The 17,253-nt window shown below is 69.6% G+C and carries 20 protein-coding genes; 9 read left to right on the top strand and 11 right to left on the bottom strand.

The annotated features are described in order from the left end of the window. Positions 1–194: 194 nt before the first annotated feature. Positions 195–614, bottom strand: coding sequence for an ATP-binding protein (locus tag ACIQMU_RS04670; protein WP_352240255.1), 420 nt, complete (start codon positions 612–614; stop codon positions 195–197). Between the two features lie 135 nt (positions 615–749). Here ACIQMU_RS04670 and ACIQMU_RS04675 point away from each other — a divergent pair, with 135 nt between their 5' ends. The 8 genes from ACIQMU_RS04675 (at position 750) to coaA (ending at position 7,127) form a co-directional block, all read left to right on the top strand. Continuing rightward, positions 750–1,631 carry a helix-turn-helix domain-containing protein gene (locus tag ACIQMU_RS04675; protein ID WP_402688205.1) on the top strand — a complete coding sequence of 294 codons (882 nt, stop codon included), beginning with the start codon at positions 750–752 and terminating at the stop codon, positions 1,629–1,631. Then, positions 1,628–1,819 (top strand): DUF397 domain-containing protein, encoded by a 192-nt coding sequence (locus ACIQMU_RS04680; protein WP_352240253.1) that lies wholly within the window; start codon positions 1,628–1,630, stop codon positions 1,817–1,819. The genes ACIQMU_RS04675 and ACIQMU_RS04680 overlap by 4 nt, the downstream gene beginning before the upstream one ends. 3 nt (positions 1,820–1,822) lie before the next feature. Continuing rightward, positions 1,823–2,221, top strand: a complete 399-nt coding sequence (locus ACIQMU_RS04685) for a VOC family protein (RefSeq protein WP_352240252.1) — start codon at positions 1,823–1,825, stop codon at positions 2,219–2,221. A 146-nt stretch (positions 2,222–2,367) separates the two neighbouring features. Continuing rightward, positions 2,368–2,988 carry a sigma-70 family RNA polymerase sigma factor gene (locus tag ACIQMU_RS04690; RefSeq protein WP_352240251.1) on the top strand — a complete coding sequence of 207 codons (621 nt, stop codon included), beginning with the start codon at positions 2,368–2,370 and terminating at the stop codon, positions 2,986–2,988. Further along, positions 2,976–3,971 carry a CU044_5270 family protein gene (locus ACIQMU_RS04695; protein WP_352240250.1) on the top strand — a complete coding sequence of 332 codons (996 nt, stop codon included), beginning with the start codon at positions 2,976–2,978 and terminating at the stop codon, positions 3,969–3,971. The genes ACIQMU_RS04690 and ACIQMU_RS04695 overlap by 13 nt, the downstream gene beginning before the upstream one ends. A 977-nt stretch (positions 3,972–4,948) precedes the next feature. Then, complete coding sequence (locus ACIQMU_RS04700; protein ID WP_352240249.1) at positions 4,949–5,278, top strand: hypothetical protein; 330 nt, start codon at positions 4,949–4,951, stop codon at positions 5,276–5,278. A 126-nt stretch (positions 5,279–5,404) separates the two neighbouring features. Next, a complete protein-coding gene (locus ACIQMU_RS04705) occupies positions 5,405–5,908 on the top strand; it encodes a hypothetical protein (protein ID WP_402688206.1) in 504 nt (167 codons plus the stop codon). 223 nt (positions 5,909–6,131) lie between these two features. After that, complete coding sequence (gene coaA / locus ACIQMU_RS04710) at positions 6,132–7,127, top strand: type I pantothenate kinase (RefSeq protein WP_164615680.1); 996 nt, start codon at positions 6,132–6,134, stop codon at positions 7,125–7,127. A 573-nt stretch (positions 7,128–7,700) separates the two neighbouring features. Here coaA and glmM read toward each other — a convergent pair. The 4 genes from glmM to ACIQMU_RS04730 all read right to left on the bottom strand — a co-directional run bounded on the left by glmM (position 7,701) and on the right by ACIQMU_RS04730 (position 12,223). Further along, positions 7,701–9,059, bottom strand: coding sequence for a phosphoglucosamine mutase (gene glmM, locus ACIQMU_RS04715; RefSeq protein ID WP_352240246.1), 1,359 nt, complete (start codon positions 9,057–9,059; stop codon positions 7,701–7,703). Between the two features lie 276 nt (positions 9,060–9,335). Further along, positions 9,336–9,872 carry a 30S ribosomal protein S9 gene (gene rpsI / locus ACIQMU_RS04720; RefSeq protein WP_388535395.1) on the bottom strand — a complete coding sequence of 179 codons (537 nt, stop codon included), beginning with the start codon at positions 9,870–9,872 and terminating at the stop codon, positions 9,336–9,338. Between the two features lie 44 nt (positions 9,873–9,916). Then, entirely contained in the window at positions 9,917–10,360 is a 444-nt protein-coding gene (rplM, locus tag ACIQMU_RS04725; protein ID WP_352240245.1) for a 50S ribosomal protein L13, read from the bottom strand. 243 nt (positions 10,361–10,603) lie between these two features. Beyond that, positions 10,604–12,223, bottom strand: coding sequence for an ATP-binding cassette domain-containing protein (locus ACIQMU_RS04730; RefSeq protein WP_352240244.1), 1,620 nt, complete (start codon positions 12,221–12,223; stop codon positions 10,604–10,606). A 67-nt stretch (positions 12,224–12,290) separates the two neighbouring features. Between ACIQMU_RS04730 and ACIQMU_RS04735 the strand changes: the two genes are divergently transcribed. After that, positions 12,291–13,139 (top strand): hypothetical protein, encoded by an 849-nt coding sequence (locus tag ACIQMU_RS04735; RefSeq protein ID WP_352240243.1) that lies wholly within the window; start codon positions 12,291–12,293, stop codon positions 13,137–13,139. A gap of 66 nt (positions 13,140–13,205) precedes the next feature. Here the strand turns inward: ACIQMU_RS04735 and truA are convergent, their stop codons facing one another. The 6 genes from truA to rpmJ form a co-directional block, all read right to left on the bottom strand. Continuing rightward, on the bottom strand, positions 13,206–14,060 hold the full coding sequence (gene truA / locus ACIQMU_RS04740) for a tRNA pseudouridine(38-40) synthase TruA (protein WP_402688207.1): 855 nt from the start codon (positions 14,058–14,060) through the stop codon (positions 13,206–13,208). Between the two features lie 90 nt (positions 14,061–14,150). Then, complete coding sequence (rplQ, locus tag ACIQMU_RS04745) at positions 14,151–14,654, bottom strand: 50S ribosomal protein L17 (RefSeq protein WP_018960210.1); 504 nt, start codon at positions 14,652–14,654, stop codon at positions 14,151–14,153. 187 nt (positions 14,655–14,841) lie between these two features. Then, positions 14,842–15,864 (bottom strand): DNA-directed RNA polymerase subunit alpha, encoded by a 1,023-nt coding sequence (locus tag ACIQMU_RS04750; RefSeq protein ID WP_003966937.1) that lies wholly within the window; start codon positions 15,862–15,864, stop codon positions 14,842–14,844. A gap of 137 nt (positions 15,865–16,001) precedes the next feature. Further along, a complete protein-coding gene (gene rpsK / locus ACIQMU_RS04755; RefSeq protein WP_003956432.1) occupies positions 16,002–16,406 on the bottom strand; it encodes a 30S ribosomal protein S11 in 405 nt (134 codons plus the stop codon). Between the two features lie 104 nt (positions 16,407–16,510). Further along, positions 16,511–16,891, bottom strand: coding sequence for a 30S ribosomal protein S13 (gene rpsM, locus ACIQMU_RS04760; protein WP_352240241.1), 381 nt, complete (start codon positions 16,889–16,891; stop codon positions 16,511–16,513). Between the two features lie 194 nt (positions 16,892–17,085). Beyond that, complete coding sequence (rpmJ, locus tag ACIQMU_RS04765) at positions 17,086–17,199, bottom strand: 50S ribosomal protein L36 (RefSeq protein ID WP_352240240.1); 114 nt, start codon at positions 17,197–17,199, stop codon at positions 17,086–17,088. Positions 17,200–17,253: the final 54 nt, after the last annotated feature.

Raw genomic sequence — 17,253 nt, forward strand, 5'->3', positions numbered from 1 at the left:
ACGCCCTCGCGCGCTCACACGCCTGCGCGCCCGGGGCGGCCGCTGGCCGGTCAGGGTGGGGTTGGGTTATCTCCCCAGTACTCAAAGGCAAGTACTAAAAAGCTTTTATGTCGCGGCCGACCGCGACGCGGTCCACCACGTCGCGGTCACCCGCATCCCGGCCCACCGGATCGCGGTGCACCGGGTCGCGGCAGTCACGATCCGGTGAGGGCCACCTCCGCCCAGACCGTCTTGCGCGGGAACGGCCCGTGCTCCGTGCCCCACCGCACCGACAACGCCTCGACGAGCAACAGCCCGCGCCCGCTCTCGGAGTCGGCGGCCGGGTCACGCCTCGCCGGGTCCCGGTCACCCCGGGTGTCGATGACCTCGATCCGCAGGATGTCCTCGTACACGCTGAGCAGAATCCGGAAGTCCCGCCCCGGGACGTACCCGTGCAGCGCCGCGTTGGTCGCCAGTTCACCGATCACCAGGCTCGCGTCCTCCAGCGGCAGCCCCCAGGAGCGCAGTTGTTCGGTGGCGAGCAGGCGGGCGAGTCGGGCACCACGGCGGGTCGCGGAGAGCTGGACGGCGAACTGTCCGGTGCGTGCCCTCGGTTGGGTGATTCTCTGGTTCATGTCACTCAGAGTGTCCAGTCGTATCTACCCTGAGAAGCACTGACGCGCGTACGGACAGTGACTGTCCCCGGTGTGCCGGGCTCCGTCCCCGCCGTACACGCCCAGCACACGCACACGGGTGGAGGCATCTGTCGCATGGCTGACATGGACAACCAGGACCGCGAGAACCGCACGGCGCTCGACGGGGACGACGAGGACCGGGACTTCGGCCTGGAGGACGACTCCGGGGCGGTCATCGCGGCGGTCGGCCGGCAGATCAAACTCTGGCGCGAGGCGGCCGGATTGCGGGCCGCCGAGCTGGGCACGGCCATCGGGTACAGCGAGAATCTGGTCTTCAAGGTCGAGGGCGGCCGGCGCATCCGGAAGCCGGAGTTCCTGGACCGGACCGATGACGCTGTGGGCGCGGGCGGCAAGATCTCGGCGATGAAGAAGGACGTGGAGGAGGCGCGGTATCCGAAGAAGGTCCGCGACCTGACGAAGCTGGAGGCGGAGGCCGTCGAACTCGGCGCGTACGCCGGGGTGGTTATCCACGGGCTGCTCCAGACCGAGGAGTACGCGCGCGCTCTGTACCGCGAGCGACGGCCCGCGTACAGCGAGGACGACGTCGAGCGTCTGGTGGCGGCCCGCATGGCCCGGCAGGTTGTGTTCGACCGGCGTCCCGCGCCATTGCTGACCTTTGTCCAGGAGGAGTCAACCCTTCGGAGGCGGACCGGAGGCAGAATGGTCCTGCGCCGCCAGCTCGAACGCCTGCTTGAGTTGAGCCAGTTGCGGCATGTCGAGATCCAGGTCATGCCGATGGAGGCGGAGGAGCACGCGGGTCTCGGCGGTTCACACCGGATCCTTAAGCTCAAGGACGGAAAGACGGTCGGGCACAACGAGGTCCAGCTCATCAGCGGGCTGATCACCAACCCACGCGAGGTGCAGATCCTGGAGATGCGGTACAACCTGATCCGGGCGCAGGCCCTCACTCCTCGGCTGTCACGGGAATTCATCGAAAAACTGCTGGGAGAGACATGAACAGCACCGAGCTGACCTGGTACAAGAGCAGCTACAGCACCAACGACGGCCCTGATTGCGTCGAGGTCGCCGCCGCCCCCGCCACCATCCACGTACGCGACTCCAAGCAGCTCCCCGCCGGCGGCCCGCACCTCGGCTTCACCCCGGCCGCCTGGGCGGACTTCGTCACGTACGCATCGGAGGTCTGAGCCATGTCCGTACCGCCGGCCGTGCGGGTCAAGGACTTCGACCACCTCGTCCTCAACGTCGGGGACGTCGAACGGGCCCTCGCGTTCTACTGCGGGCCGCTCGGTCTGGAGCCCGTCCGGGTCGAGGAGTGGCGGGCGGGCGAGGTGCCGTTCCCCTCGGTCCGGGTCAGCCCCACCACGATCATCGACCTGCTCGACCGTCCCCGCGGCGAGTCGAACGTGGACCACATCTGTCTCGTCGTCGACCCGCTCGACTGGCAGAAGGTCATCGACTCCGGGGTGTTCACGGTGAAGGAGGGCCCGGTCCCCCGCTTCGGGGCCCGGGGCTCGGCCACCTCGGTCTACGTGCTCGATCCGGACGGCAACACGGTGGAGCTGCGCTGGTATCCGCAGGACGCGTAGGGCAGGCGGGCGGTGAAGCGTCTCGCGGGACGCCTCGCCGCCCGTGAACCGTTCCGCCCGTGAACCGTTCCACCCGTGAACCTTTCCGGCCGCTGCGGGCAACAGGGGGTGACAGCCACACCGACCGACGCACCCCTGGAGGCGCAGTGACCGGACCACCTCCGGCACGCCCCGGCGCAGCAAGCGACGGCAGAGACGACGCGGACGTCATCACCCGGTCCCTCGACGAGCCCGAACTGTTCGCCGGGCTGTACGACCGGCACGCCCCGGACATCCACCGCTACGCCGCCCGCCGCCTCGGGGAGGGCGCGGCGGACGACATCACGGCGGAGACGTTCCTCATCGCGTTCCGCACCCGGGGCCGCTACGACACCGCCCACCGGCTGGCCCGGCCCTGGCTGTACGGCATCGCCGCCAACCTCATAGGCAAGCAGCGCCGTACCGAGGTCCGCGCGCTGAAGGCGCTCGCCCGGACGGGCCACGACCCGGTCGCCGCGTCCTGGAGCGACCGCTCGGACGACCGGCTCGCCGTCCAGGCCCCCCTGGCGGGGGCGCTGGCCTCGCTCTCCCCCGGCGACCGGCACGTCCTGCTCCTCGTCGCCTGGGCGGACCTCGGCTACCAGGAGGTCGCCGATGCGCTGCGGATACCGCTGGGCACGGTCAGGTCCCGGCTGAACCGGGCCCGCCGCAAGGTCCGCGAAGCGCTGAGCACCGACCCCGCGTTCACTTCGGCCGAACAGGAGCTGACCCCGTCATGGACGAAATGACCCAGCTGCGTGAGCTGCGCGCCGACGCGCCCGTACCCGACCGCGCCGCTCTGGCTCCTGGGCGCAAGCGGCTGACCGACACCATCGCGGGCAAGGGCCGCCGCACCTTCCGGCAGCGGGCCGACTGGCGGATCGCCTCGCTCGGCGCGGTGGTGGCGATCACCGCGGCGGCGCTCTTCGTCACTCAGATCGTCGACACCCCGGGCCCCCGGCAGTCGGGACCGGCGACCGTGGCCGGCGACCTCGACCTGTCCAGCCCGGAGGCCGCTCTGGGGCGGGCCGCCGACTTCCTGGAGCGGCAGGAGGTTCCTCCGGAGCCCCGGTCGGACCAGTGGATCTACCTCCGGGAGGAGAATCCCGAGCAGGCGGAGCAATGGGCGGAGCTGCCTGCCGAGCTCCGGGAGGACACGCAGTGGTCCTACAGCCCCGACTCCTGGCTCCCGTACGACGACAAGGCCGCGGAGAACGACGAGTCGGACACCGACCACCGGACCGCCCGCGAGTCCTACCGGATCGCCACTGATCTGCCGGAAGACCCCGAGGCGCTTCTCGCTAAGCTGCGCGAGGTCTGGCCCACCGGCAGCGGACCCGACGGCCCCCGCGAGGCCGAGGACGAGCACAGCTTCCGCGCCCTGTCGGTCCTGCTCCAGTCGTACCCGCTCCCACCGGACGCGATGGCCAGGATCTACCGGGCGATGGCCACGGTCGGAGGCGTCGAGGTGACCGGCCACCTGATCCGGGATGCCTCCGGCCGCCAGGTCATCGCCGTGACCCGCGAGTACGACCGGGAGGACAGCCGGCGCGAGATCCTCATCGACCCGGTGGACTACAGCTACGCGGGACAGCGCGACGTGGTCACCAGGACACATGAGATCGCCGGACCTGACGGCCTCGAACCCATGGTCCACAAGCGCGGCGACATCCTGATCAACGTCGCGAGGACCAAGGCGGCCGTCGTCGACGCCAAGGGCCAGAAGCCCTGACCCGTACGGCTCACCAACCCGGGCGCGGGCCTGGTGTCCGGCGCAGGGGAGCGGACCCCGGGCCCGTGGCCGTCCGCGCCGACGGCAATCTTTGGCGCCTGCGCAACGCGATGGCGATGTCGGTGCGCAGCCCGACGTCTCGCCTGGCCCGGTGGGGTGATCTCGGTATCTCGGTGTGGGTAACGGAGCAACAAGTCGAAGTGGTCGGGGATGAGCGCTGCGCCGCCGGTGCCGGCGGTGCCGCACCGTACAGAACCGGAGGTTGGAACGTACTCGACCCCAAGCAGTAATCACACAGTGGTTACAGGTTGTCCTTTCACCTTGATCTCTCAACTTGGCTCTCTCATGTACCCGCTCACGCGGACGGGGGGCGAGGGGCTGAACTGGTTGTTCTGCCGACGGCAGTTCGTCTAACTTCGGCGGCTTGAAGACGACTTCGCTCAGCGAGCGGGATGTGCAGGCGGTGAAGGCGACTGGTCGCGACACCCGCACGGAAATCCTCCGCCGCTCGATCCGCGCCAATGTGTCCCAGCGCAAGACGTTCGTCCAGGCCCCCAGAACCGCTGCAAGCCGACACGGACCGCTCAGCAGGTTCGTGACCGGGCGGGACCTGCGCGGGTTGAAGGCGTATCTCCTCATCGTGGCCGCATGCAGCAACGGCACCGCCGGCTGGACGACCAGGCACGACAGCGCCGTGTGGGCACGAATGATGGACATCGACCGAACAACCACCGAGCAGGCCGCCCGCACGGGCGCCTGGCGGGCTCTGCGTCGGCTCCAGCAGCGGAACCTGATCACCTGCAGCCGTTCCGGCACGACGATCACGGTCACTCTGCTGCACGAGGACGGAAGCGGCTCCCCCCTACGAACGGCCGCTGGGCAAGACAGAGGCGGACCTGTACCTGCGGATCCCCTCCGCCTTTTGGTCCAAGGGCTACGACGAGCGGGTCGACCTCCCGCCCCTTGCGTTGCTCCTGGTGATTCTGCGCGAGAAGAATTGGTCGAAGTTTCCCGCCGAGATGGCTCCGAAGTGGTACGGATGGTCGGCCGACACCCACGAGCGCGGTTTGAAGGGGCTGCTTGAACTCGGTCTCGTCGAGCGCCGAAAAGAGTTCAGGAAAGCCCCGCTGGCGCCCAGCGGCTTCACCATGGCCTACCAGTACCAGCGCGCTGCCATCATGCGTCCCCGCAAGCCCCAAAAGCCCCGTAAGCAGGCCGTCATGGGCCTCGCCGGCAGCGCGAGCGAAAGGGCGGGTTGCAACGGGCCCGAGGAATCTGCTGCTGCGGCCACCCGGCGGGGGAGGTGACCTCATCGGCACCTTCAGGGGGGAACGTCCGCGTACCCACACCGGCAACGATGAGGTGAAAACCGCCTGGCTGGACGAGTCTTTCCGCGAGCACGAGTCCGACGGCTTCTAATCATCGCCGGCACGATGCTCGATCCTGCCTCCGAAGCCGACGCCCGACGGGCCATGCGGAGTCTGAAGGGACCGCGTCACACGGCGAAGCTGCACTGGACCGAGATGGACCGCGCCGAGCGCAAAGACGCCACTCAGATCGTGGCTGCCCAGAAAGGGCTGCACGTCGTGTCGATCAGCGCACCCGTTCCCCAGCGCAGGCAGGAGAGAGCTCGCAGCAAGTGTCTGAGCGCCCTCGCCGTGGAGCTTCACGGCTTTGGCATCTCTCATCTCTATCTGGAGGCACGACAGGAGGAACTCAACGCCCGGGACGTTCGCACCGTAGCCGCAATCCGGCAGACCGTGCTCCCCGGGGGCACCTTCATGCGAGCGGAACACATTCCCGGCGCCAAGGAGCCTTTGCTGTGGATCTCGGACATCGTCGCGGGAGCCGTACGCACCGAGCGGCTGGGTGACAGCTGCTACACGGATCTACTGGGCGAGACACTGATCGACTTCGACGTGTCCACCGACTGCTGAAAAGGGAGGGAGCTCAGAAAAGACGCCGAGCCAGGCTCCCGGTCTGCCCCAGGTCACCTGGCTCCACTTCCAGCCGCCCGCAGCGACCAGCTTGCCCCCACGGTACCGCTCGGTATATTGCGCTGCAAGGTGATGCACGGTGGTCCGGCGTCTGGTGTCGGATCGCCACCCACGTGACCGACCCCACCCCCCACTCCGTTCAAACTCCCGCAACAATGAACAGGTGATCACCTCACCCGCACGGAGCCCCCACCGTCGCACCGAGCACGCGCCGACCCCCTACGTCGACCTCTCGCGCGACGAGTGGAGCGCGCTGCGGGACAAGACCCCGCTGCCGCTGACCGCCGACGAGGTGGAGCGGCTGCGGGGACTCGGTGACGTCATCGACCTGGACGAGGTGCGGGACGTCTACCTGCCGCTCTCCCGGCTGCTCAACCTGTACGTCCAGGCCACCTCCGGGCTGCGCGGCGCGCTCAACACCTTCCTCGGGGACGCCGGGAACGGGCACGGGGCCCAGCGCGGCACCCCGTTCGTCATAGGGGTCGCGGGCAGTGTCGCCGTCGGCAAGTCCACCAGCGCCCGTATCCTCCAGGCGCTGCTGGCCCGCTGGCCCGAGCACCCGCGCGTCGAACTGGTGACCACGGACGGGTTCCTGCTGCCGATGAAGGAGCTCCAGGCGCGCGGGCTGACCTCCCGCAAAGGGTTCCCCGAGTCCTACGACCGCCGTGCCCTGACCCGCTTCGTCGCCGACATCAAGGCGGGCAAGGACGAGGTCACCGCGCCCGTCTACTCGCACCTGATCTACGACATCGTCCCCGGCGAGCGGCTCACCGTGCGCCGCCCCGACATCCTCATCGTGGAGGGCCTCAACGTCCTCCAGCCCGCGCTGCCCGGCAGCGACGGCCGCACCAGGGTCGGGCTCGCCGACTACTTCGACTTCAGCGTGTACGTGGACGCGCGCGCCGAGGACATCGAGACCTGGTACCTGAACCGCTTCCGCAAGCTGCGCGCCACGGCCTTCCAGGACCCGTCCTCGTACTTCCGCAAGTACACCCAGGTCTCCGAGGAGGAGGCGCTGGACTACGCGCGCACCATGTGGCGGACCATCAACAAGCCGAACCTGCTGGAGAACGTGGCCCCGACGCGCGGTCGTGCCACTCTGGTGCTCCGCAAGGGTCCGGACCACAAGGTCCAGAGGCTGTCGCTGCGCAAGCTCTGACCGCTTCGGCCCCGGCCCGCGCAACGGCAGGCCCGGTCGGACCGGCTATCCGGCTTCGGGCCGAACACGTACGGGCGTTCCCACACCGCCCACGGGCAGTCCGTGTCGTAGCCGGCCAGACCCAGCACCAGCGCGACCCGCCACAGCCCGGACGGCAGGACACACAGCGGGATGGCATGGGCCACCCGGACCGCCCAGCGGGGCACGGGCTCGGCGGCTTCGCGGACGGCCGGCCCGCCGGCTGGCAGCTCGGCCGCCGTCGCTGCTGCTGCGGCCCTGGCCTGCGTGGTCATATGTGCCCTCCCCGGCGAGATGCGACGTCGTCGATCTTCGCGTGCGGAGTACGGGCTCAGCATCCGCCGCCGGGCCGACCGGCGCTCGCCCGTGCGGCGGACGCCGGGGCGACCACGGGACGACACCGATGGCCAACCCGGTCTGCGAGCGAGCCCCGGCCGACCAGCAGTCGAGCCACTGGGCCTCCATGGAAGGTTCGGCGCGCGCGGAAGCCCCTGGCGGGTACGCCAGGGGCTTCCGTACGCGAGAGACCCGTACGCCGGGTCCTGAAGCGGGACCTCAGCCCAGCGCGGCCTTCACCACATCGGCCAGCCGGCCCGCGACGGCCCGCGCCTGCTCGATGTCGGCGGCCTCGACCATGACCCGCACCAGCGGCTCGGTGCCCGACTGGCGCAGCAGCACGCGCCCGGTCTCGCCCAGCTCGCGCTCCGCCTCGACGACCGCGGTGGCCAGCTCGGGCGAGGTGTTCACCCGGGTCTTGTCGACGTCGGGGACGTTGATGAGGACCTGCGGCAGGCGCTGCATGACCCCGGCCAGCTCGGCGAGGCTCCGGCCGGTGGCGGCGACGCGGGCCGCCAGCATCAGGCCGGTCAGCGTGCCGTCGCCGGTCGTGGCGTGGTCCAGGACGATGACATGCCCGGACTGCTCGCCGCCGAGCGCGAAGCCCTCCGCCTTCATCGACTCCAGGACGTACCGGTCGCCGACCGCCGTCTGGACGAGCCGGATGCCTTCGCGTTCCATGGCCAGCTTGAAGCCGAGGTTCGACATCACGGTGCCGACGACCGCGTCCTTGCGCAGCTGACCGGCGTCCCGCATCGCCAGGGCCAGCACGGCGAGGATCTGGTCACCGTCGACCTCCTCGCCCGCGGCGTCCACGGCGAGGCAGCGGTCGGCGTCGCCGTCGTGCGCGATGCCGAGGTCGGCCCCGTGCTCGACGACGGCGGCTCGCAGCAGCTCCAGGTGGGTGGAGCCGCAGCCGTCGTTGATGTTCAGGCCGTCCGGCTCGGCCCCGATGGTGACGACCTCTGCCCCGGCCCGCGCGAACGCCTCGGGCGAGACCCGGGCGGCGGCGCCGTGTGCCTCGTCCAGGACGACCTTGAGACCGTCGAGCCGGTTGGGCAGGACACCGATGAGGTGGGACACGTACCGGTCGAAGCCCTCCGTGTAGTCGGTGACCCGGCCGACTCCGGCGCCGGTCGGACGGCTCCACGGCTCACCGGTGCGGTGCTGCTCGTAGACCGTCTCGATCCGGTCCTCCAGCTCGTCGGCCAGCTTGTGGCCGCCGCGCGCGAAGAACTTCACGCCGTTGTCGGGCATCGCGTTGTGACTGGCGGAGAGCATCACCCCGATGTCCGCGCCGAGCGAGCCGGTCAGATACGCCACGGCCGGCGTCGGCAGCACGCCGACGCGCAGCACGTCCACACCGGCGCTGGCCAGGCCCGCCACGACGGCGGCCTCCAGGAACTCTCCGGATGCCCGCGGATCCCGTCCGACCACGGCGGTCGGGCGATGGCCCGCGAAGGTCCCCGCCTCGGCGAGTACGTGCGCCGCAGCGACCGAGAGGCCGAGCGCGAGCTCGGCCGTCAGATCGGCGTTGGCGACACCCCGCACTCCGTCCGTACCGAAGAGTCGTCCCACTGGTGTCCTCCGAAGTGCTCCGAAAACCACAAACCGCTGCACAGCCAACGAGCTGAGCAACCAAACAACGAAAGTGACGAAAAAACGCACAAGGACGCGCCGGGCAGCATGGCATGACCGGGCCCCGAGATGCGCGACGGCGCTCACCGGGCCGCAGGCCCCGTGCGGGCCGATGAACGTCTTATGCCGTTATACGCCCAGGAGGGCTGATAGACGAACGCCCCGGCAGCACGGAGTGTGCCGCCGGGGCGAACGTGACAGTCGAGCGGGCGCTGTTTAGCGCTTGCTGTACTGCGGGGCCTTACGGGCCTTCTTGAGACCGGCCTTCTTGCGCTCGACCGCACGGTCGTCGCGGGAGAGGAAGCCGTTCTTCTTCAGCGTGGCGCGGTTGTTGTCCACGTCCGCCTCGTTCAGCGAGCGGGCCACACCGAGGCGCAGGGCGCCGGCCTGACCGGAGACGCCACCACCCGAGATGCGGGCCACGACGTCGTAGCGGCCGTCGAGCTCGAGAACCTTGAAGGGCTCGTTGACTTCCTGCTGGTGCACCTTGTTGGGGAAGTAGTCCTCAAGGGTGCGACCGTTGATCTTCCACTTGCCGGTGCCCGGGATGATCCGGACGCGGGCGATGGCGTTCTTGCGACGGCCAAGGCCGGCCGCGGGCTGCGGGTCGCCGAAGCGGCCCGCGAGCGACTCGGAGGTGTACTCGCCCTCGACGGGGACCTCCGACTCGAAGGTGGTCACCTCGGCGAAGGTCTCTTCGCCCTCGGTGCCCGCCGTGTCGTCGGCGGTCGTCTCAACAGTGGTCTCGGCCACGATTCTCCTCAGATCTTTCTGTATGCCTTAGGGGGTGGCCGGAACTACTGCGCGACCTGGGTGATCTCGAACGGGACCGGCTGCTGAGCAGCGTGCGGGTGCTGGTCGCCCGCGTAGACCTTGAGCTTCGAGATCATCTGACGGCCCAGGGTGTTCTTGGGGATCATGCCCTTGATGGCCTTCTCGACGGCCTTCTCGGGGTTCTTCGAGAGGAGCTCGTCGTAGCGCACCGAACGGAGGCCGCCCGGGAAGCCCGAGTGGCGGTACGCCATCTTCTGGGTCTTCTTGTTGCCGGACAGGTGCACCTTGTCGGCGTTGATGATGATGACGAAGTCGCCCATGTCCATGTGGGGGGCGTAAATCGCCTTGTGCTTGCCTCGGAGGAGGTTCGCGGCCGTGGTGGCCAGACGGCCCAGGACGATGTCCTGAGCGTCAATGATGTGCCACTGGCGAGTGACATCGCCGGGCTTGGGGCTGTACGTACGCACTTCGCAGCCTTCGCTTCTTCAGTGGATGGGATCCAGACACACGGCACCCCTGAAGCGATATGCAGCTGGGGCTCACAGTGCCGGGGACGCTGCCCGTATGCGAGCCACTGGTAACTGCTCCAGGGAACCTACGTAAGGCCCTTCGCGTGAGAACGACGAAGCCAATACGTATAACAAACCGGAAGCCTACCGGGGACCCCCCGCACGGGTCAAAACGACCCCGCCGCCCGCCGCCCGGCGCGGTCATCGGGCCCGCGCGACCCTCCGCTCGTCCCACACCGGCTCCGTCGTCTCCCGGACGACCCCGTCCGAGCCGAAGACCAGATAGCGGTCGAAGGACTTCGCGAACCACCGGTCGTGCGTGACGGCCATCACCGTGCCGTCGTACACCTCCAGGCCGTCCTGCAGCGCCTCCGCCGACTCCAGGTCCAGGTTGTCCGTGGGCTCGTCCAGCAGCAGCGCCGTGGTGCCGGCCAGCTCCAGGAGCAGGATCTGGAACCGTGCCTGCTGCCCGCCGGACAGCTTCTCGAAGGGCTGGTCCCCCTGCCGCTCCAGCTCGTACCGCCGCAGCACCGACATCGCCCCGCCCCGGTCCTTGGCATGCTCGGTCCAGAGGATGTCCACCAGCGTCCTGCCGAGCAGCTCCGGATGCGCGTGGGTCTGGGCGAAGTGCCCGGGCACGACCCGCGCCCCGAGCTTCCACTCCCCCGTGTGCGCCACCGGCTCCCCCGCCAGCAGCCGCAGGAAGTGCGACTTGCCCGACCCGTTGGAGCCGAGGACCGCGACCCGCTCCCCGTAGTAGATCTCCAGGTCGAACGGCTTCATCAGCCCGGTCAGCTCCAGGTTCTTGCAGGTCACCGCCCGCACCCCGGTCCGCCCGCCGCGCAGCCGCATCCTGATGTCCTGCTCGCGCGGCGGCTCCGGCGGCGGGCCCGCCTCCTCGAACTTCTTGAAGCGGGTCTGCATCGCGTGGTAGCGGTTCGCCATGTCGGGGCTGTTCGCCGCCTGCTGCCGCATCCGCAGGACGAGCGCCTTCAGCCGGGCGTGCTCCTCCTGCCAGCGGCGCAGCAGCTCCTCGAAGCGGGCGAACCGCTCCTTGCGCGCCTCGTGGTAGGTGGCGAAGCCGCCGCCGTGCACCCAGACGTCGCTGCCCGCCGCGCTCGGCTCGACGCTGACGATCTTCTCGGCGGCGCGCGAGAGCAGCTCCCGGTCGTGCGAGACGAAGAGGACCGTCTTACGGGTCTCCTTCAGCCTCTCCTCCAGCCACCGCTTGCCCGGCACGTCCAGGTAGTTGTCCGGCTCGTCCAGCAGCAGCACCTCGTCGGGCCCGCGCAGCAGCGCCTCCAGCACCAGCCGCTTCTGTTCGCCGCCGCTGAGCGTGCGCACCTCGCGCCACTGCGCCTTCTCGTACGGGACGCCCAGCGCGGCCATCGTGCACATGTCCCAGACCGTCTCGGCCTCGTAGCCGCGCGCCTCGGCCCAGTCGCTCAGCGCCTGCGCGTACGCCATCTGCGCGGCCTCGTCGTCGACCGTGAGAATCCTCTCCTCGGCCGCGTCCACCGCCTTCGCCGCGTCCCGGACGCGGGGCTGGGAGACGGAGACCAGGAGGTCCCGCACCGTCCGCTCGTCCCGTACGGAGCCGACGAACTGCGGCATCACGCCCAGCCCGCCGCTCACCGACACCGAGCCTCCGTGCGGCTGGAGCTCGCCGGCGAGCAGCCGCAGCAAGGTCGTCTTGCCCGCCCCGTTCGCCCCGACGAGCGCGACGACGGCCCCGTCGGCCACCCGGAACGAGGCATCGCCGAGCAGCACCCGCCCGTCCGGTAGGTAGTACTCCAGGTGGCCTGCTTCGAGATGTCCCATACAGAGCATTGTCACGGTCCGCGAAGCGCCGGCCCAACTGGATTACCGATAGCCCTAAACTGCGCGCATGAGCTTTGGGCATGGGGGGGCCTCCTGGGGGCCCGGCGGCGGCGGGACTCCGGACTGGGCGGCGCTGGCGGAGGAGTCCGCGGCGCGCGGCCGGCGCAGGAGACTGCTGATGATCGGCGGCGGCGTGCTGGCCACCGTGGCGATCGGCGCGATCGTGACGACGGCCGTGGTCACGACGAACGGCGGCGGCAAGGACGGGGGCGACAAGAGCGCCGGCCAACTGCCGGCGCCCGCCGAGCTCCCCGAGGACACCTCCGCGCCCGCGCCCTCCTTCTCCTCGGTCGCCCCGCCGCCCCCGCCTGACCCCAAGGACTACATATCCAGCGTCGAGAAGGACAAGGCGCCGATCACCGTCGACGGGTTCTTCCCCGGCAAGAAGCTCACCATGGGCGACCGCGTCCACCTCAAGGGCGCGACGAGCAAGACGACGTGTGCGACGGGCACGCAGGGGGCCCTCGGCCAGGTCCTCACGGACAACGGCTGCCGGCAGCTCATCCGGGCGACCTACCGCAAGGACGGGGTGGCCGTCACGGTCGGCATCGCCGTCTTCGACACGGAGGCCCGTGCGAAGAAGGCCGTCGACCAGTCCTCGGGTGGGCTCGCCTCCCTCAGCGGCGGAGGCGTGGACACCTTCTGCCGGGGCGGCACGGTCTGCCTGCGCACCGCCAACTCCTACGGACGCTACGCCTACTTCACCGTCGGCGGCTTCCTCGACGGCAAGCGGGTCACCACCGCCGACCGCGCCGTCTACGCCGTCAACAAGGACCTGACGAACTTCACCTTCCGCCAGATCCACCACCGCGGCCGGCTCCAGGCGTCCCAGGCCGTCGCCGGCCCCAACGGCTGACCCTCCCGCCGGGCACGGGCACGAGCGCGGCACGAGCCCCCGGGGCCGTGCCCGGGGGACTCCCGCTCAGCAGCAGCCCGCCCCCGGCAACGTCCGTATGTTCCTGGCCTCTTCGGCACGGGCCGCCAGCAACGCGTCCGCCGGGTAGGCCACTTCCTCCAGCGTCAGCCCGTGCGGGCGCACCACGTGCACCCCGGGGTCGCGCACCTGCGCGGCGAGCACCTCCGCGGGCCAGCCGGCCGGCCGCCGCCCGTCGCCGACGAACAGCGCCGCCCCGATCAGCGCCCGCACCATGTTGTGGCAGAACGCGTCCGCCTGGACGGTCGCCGTGAGGACCCCGGAGTCCGCGTCCCGCAGCCAGCCGAACTTCTGGAGCGTACGGATGGTCGTCGCGCCCTCGCGCTTCTTGCAGTACGCCGCGAAGTCGTGCTCCCCCACCATCAGCGCGGCCGCCTCGTTCATCGCGTCCACGTCCAACGGCCGGTCGTGCCAGAGCACATGACCCCGGGTCAGCGGATCGACGCCGCCGGGCCGGTCCCCGACGCGGTACGCGTACCGCCGCCACAGCGCGGAGAACCGGGCGTTGAACCCGGCCGGGGCGGGCGCCGCCCGCCAGATCCGGACGTCCAGCGGCAGCCGCCCCGCCAGCCGTCGCAGCAGCTTCTCCTCGTGCTCGGCCCACACCGCCTCCGGCAGGTCCACGTGGGCCACCTGGCCGCGCGCGTGCACCCCGGCGTCCGTCCGCCCCGCCACCGTCAGGTCGTAACTCACGGCGGAGCGGGTCACGGTCCGCAGCGCGTCCTCGATCTCCCCCTGCACCGTGCGCCGGCTGGTCTGCTTCGCCCAGCCCGAGAAGTCCTTGCCGTCGTAGGACAGGTCCAGCCGCACCCGTACGTAACCGGGCTGTGCCTCGTCACTCACCGAGCCATCCTCTCCCTGCTCCTGCTCAGCAGAACGGGCCCGCACCGCCCCGAAGGGTGATGCGGGCCCGTCCCGTGGTCGTCAGGACGCTCAGGCGTCCTTGGACTCCGCGTCGTCGGCCGGCTTGGCGTCCTCGACGGACTCGGCCGCGGGGGCCTCGTCCTTCTTGAGGGCGTCTTCCTTGACCGCACGCTTCGTCGCGGCCTCGGCCTCACCGGTGGCCTGCTGGGCCACGGTCAGCGCCTCGACCAGCTCGATGACCGCCATCGGGGCGTTGTCGCCGCGACGGTTGCCGATCTTGGTGATACGGGTGTAACCACCGGGGCGGTTCTCGTACCGGGGAGCGATCTCGGTGAAGAGCGTGTGGACGATGCTCTTGTCCGTGATCGTCTGGAGCACCAGGCGACGGTTGTGGATGTCGCCCTTCTTCGCCTTGGTGACGAGGCGCTCGGCGACCGGACGCAGGCGACGGGCCTTGGCCTCGGTCGTCGTGATGCGGCCGTGCTCGAACAGCGACTTCGCCAGGTTGGCGAGGAGCAGACGCTCGTGCGCGGCGCTGCCGCCCAGACGGGCACCCTTTGCGGGACGCGGCATGGTGATTCTCCTTGTGTGCTGCACCGGCCGTATCAGGTACCGGTGTCAGTTCCCGCGAGGCGGACGCCTCCCGGAAGTCGTAGCTGCCGTTCGGGCTCGGTGTTGCAGCCCGTCCGGCGATTGAGGACAAAGCCTCAGCCCCGGCCCGGGGGCGCCCTCAAAACCGGGCACCCCCCGCCGGAGGCGATCAGTACTGCTCGGTCTCCACGAAACCGGCGTCCGCATCGTCGTCGGCGCCGAAGGCGTCGGCGGCGGCGGTCGGGTCGAAGCCGGGAGGCGAGTCCTTGAGCGCGAGGCCCATACCGGCCAGCTTGGCCTTGACCTCGTCGATCGACTTCGCGCCGAAGTTGCGGATGTCGAGCAGGTCCGCCTCGGAACGGGCCACGAGCTCACCCACGGAGTGGATGCCCTCGCGCTTGAGGCAGTTGTACGACCGAACGGTGAGCTCCAGCTCCTCGATCGGCAGGGCGAGATCGGCGGCGAGCGCGGCGTCCGTCGGGGACGGGCCCATGTCGATGCCCTCGGCGTCGATGTTGAGCTCGCGCGCCAGACCGAACAGCTCGACCAGGGTCTTGCCGGCCGACGCCATGGCGTCACGGGGACGCATGGCCTGCTTGGTCTCGACGTCGACGATCAGCTTGTCGAAGTCGGTGCGCTGCTCGACACGGGTCGCCTCGACCTTGTACGTGACCTTGAGCACCGGCGAGTAGATGGAGTCGACCGGGATGCGGCCGATCTCCTGGCCGACCTGCTTGTTCTGGACGGCGGAGACGTAGCCGCGACCGCGCTCGACGGTCAGCTCCATCTCCAGCTTGCCCTTGCCGTTGAGCGTGGCGAGAACGAGGTCGGGGTTGTGCACCTCGACACCGGCCGGGGGCGCGATGTCGGCGGCGGTGACCAGGCCGGGGCCCTGCTTGCGCAGGTACATCACGACGGGCTCGTCGTGCTCCGAGGAGACGACCAGCTGCTTGATGTTGAGGATGAGGTCGGTCACGTCCTCCTTGACGCCCGGCACGGTGGTGAACTCGTGCAGGACTCCGTCGATCCGGATGCTGGTGACAGCGGCACCGGGGATCGAGGAGAGGAGGGTACGGCGGAGGCTGTTGCCGAGGGTGTAACCGAAGCCCGGCTCCAGCGGCTCGATCACGAACCGGGAGCGGAACTCGTCGACGACCTCTTCGGTCAGCGACGGACGCTGAGCGATAAGCATGCGGTGATCCTTCAGTCGTGGGCACCCACTATTTGATGCCCGACAGATGTAACAAGGGTACGGGCGGTACGCCCCGTAAGAGGCGTACCGCCCGGACCCGGCGCTACTGACGCACGGCCGTCACCGGCCGTGACGGGTCAGACGCGACGACGCTTCGGCGGACGGCAGCCGTTGTGCGGCGTCGGGGTGACGTCCTGGATCGAACCGACCTCGAGGCCCGTGGCCTGGAGGGAGCGGATCGCGGTCTCACGGCCGGAGCCGGGACCCTTGACGAAGACGTCGACCTTGCGCATGCCGTGCTCCTGCGCGCGGCGGGCGGCCGACTCGGCGGCCATCTGCGCGGCGAAGGGGGTGGACTTGCGCGAGCCCTTGAAGCCGACGTGGCCGGCGGAGGCCCAGGAGATCACGTTGCCCGAGGGGTCCGTGATCGAGACGATGGTGTTGTTGAACGTGCTCTTGATGTGCGCGTGCCCGTGAGCGACGTTCTTCTTTTCCTTGCGACGCACCTTCTTGGCTGCGCCCTGACGACCCTTGGGGGGCATGTCTTGACTCCAGATGGAGAGGGGAGGTGATCGGTCCTACAGCGAAGACCGCTGGTTGCTGCGGGGGCCGGAGAACCGGAGGCCCGCAGTGCGTCCGCTGAGGACTACTTCTTGCCCGGCTTCTTCTTACCGGCGATGGCGCGACGCGGGCCCTTGCGGGTACGCGCGTTCGTGCTGGTGCGCTGACCGTGGACCGGCAGACCACGACGGTGCCGGATGCCCTGGTAGCAGCCGATCTCGACCTTGCGGCGGATGTTGGCCTGGACCTCGCGGCGGAGGTCACCCTCGGTGCGGAGGTTGGCGTCCACGTGCTCGCGGATCTTGACGAGGTCTTCCTCGGCAAGGTCGCGAACGCGGGTGTCCGGGTTCACGCCGGTGCTGGCGAGGATCTCCTTGGACCGGGTGCGCCCGATACCGAAGACGTAGGTGAGGGCAACCTCCACGCGCTTTTCGCGCGGGATGTCAACACCTGAAACGCGTGCCATTCAATGGCTCCAGTTGTTAGATCGGGGGTCTTCCGCAGTGCCACTCCCGGCCGCCGACCGCTCCCGTGGAGCAGTGGTACGTCCGGGTCCCCGGCCCCCGCCGGAGGTGTCGTCAGCCGTGGCTTGGACGGGCTCTGCGTATGTACGTATTACGTGCGTCGCGCGAAGAACTGCGAGATGCAGGCGGTCGTGCGTCAGCCCTGGCGCTGCTTGTGGCGCAGGTTGTCGCAGATGACCATGATCCGACCGTGACGGCGGATCACCTTGCACTTGTCGCAGATCTTCTTGACGCTCGGCTTGACCTTCATGGGATGTCAGGTTCTCCGGGTCAGTGCCATCACCCGCCGAAACGGGGTGCGGGC

It is taken from the genome of Streptomyces sp. NPDC091649, from assembly GCF_044756785.1.
GTDB lineage: Bacteria > Actinomycetota > Actinomycetes > Streptomycetales > Streptomycetaceae > Streptomyces.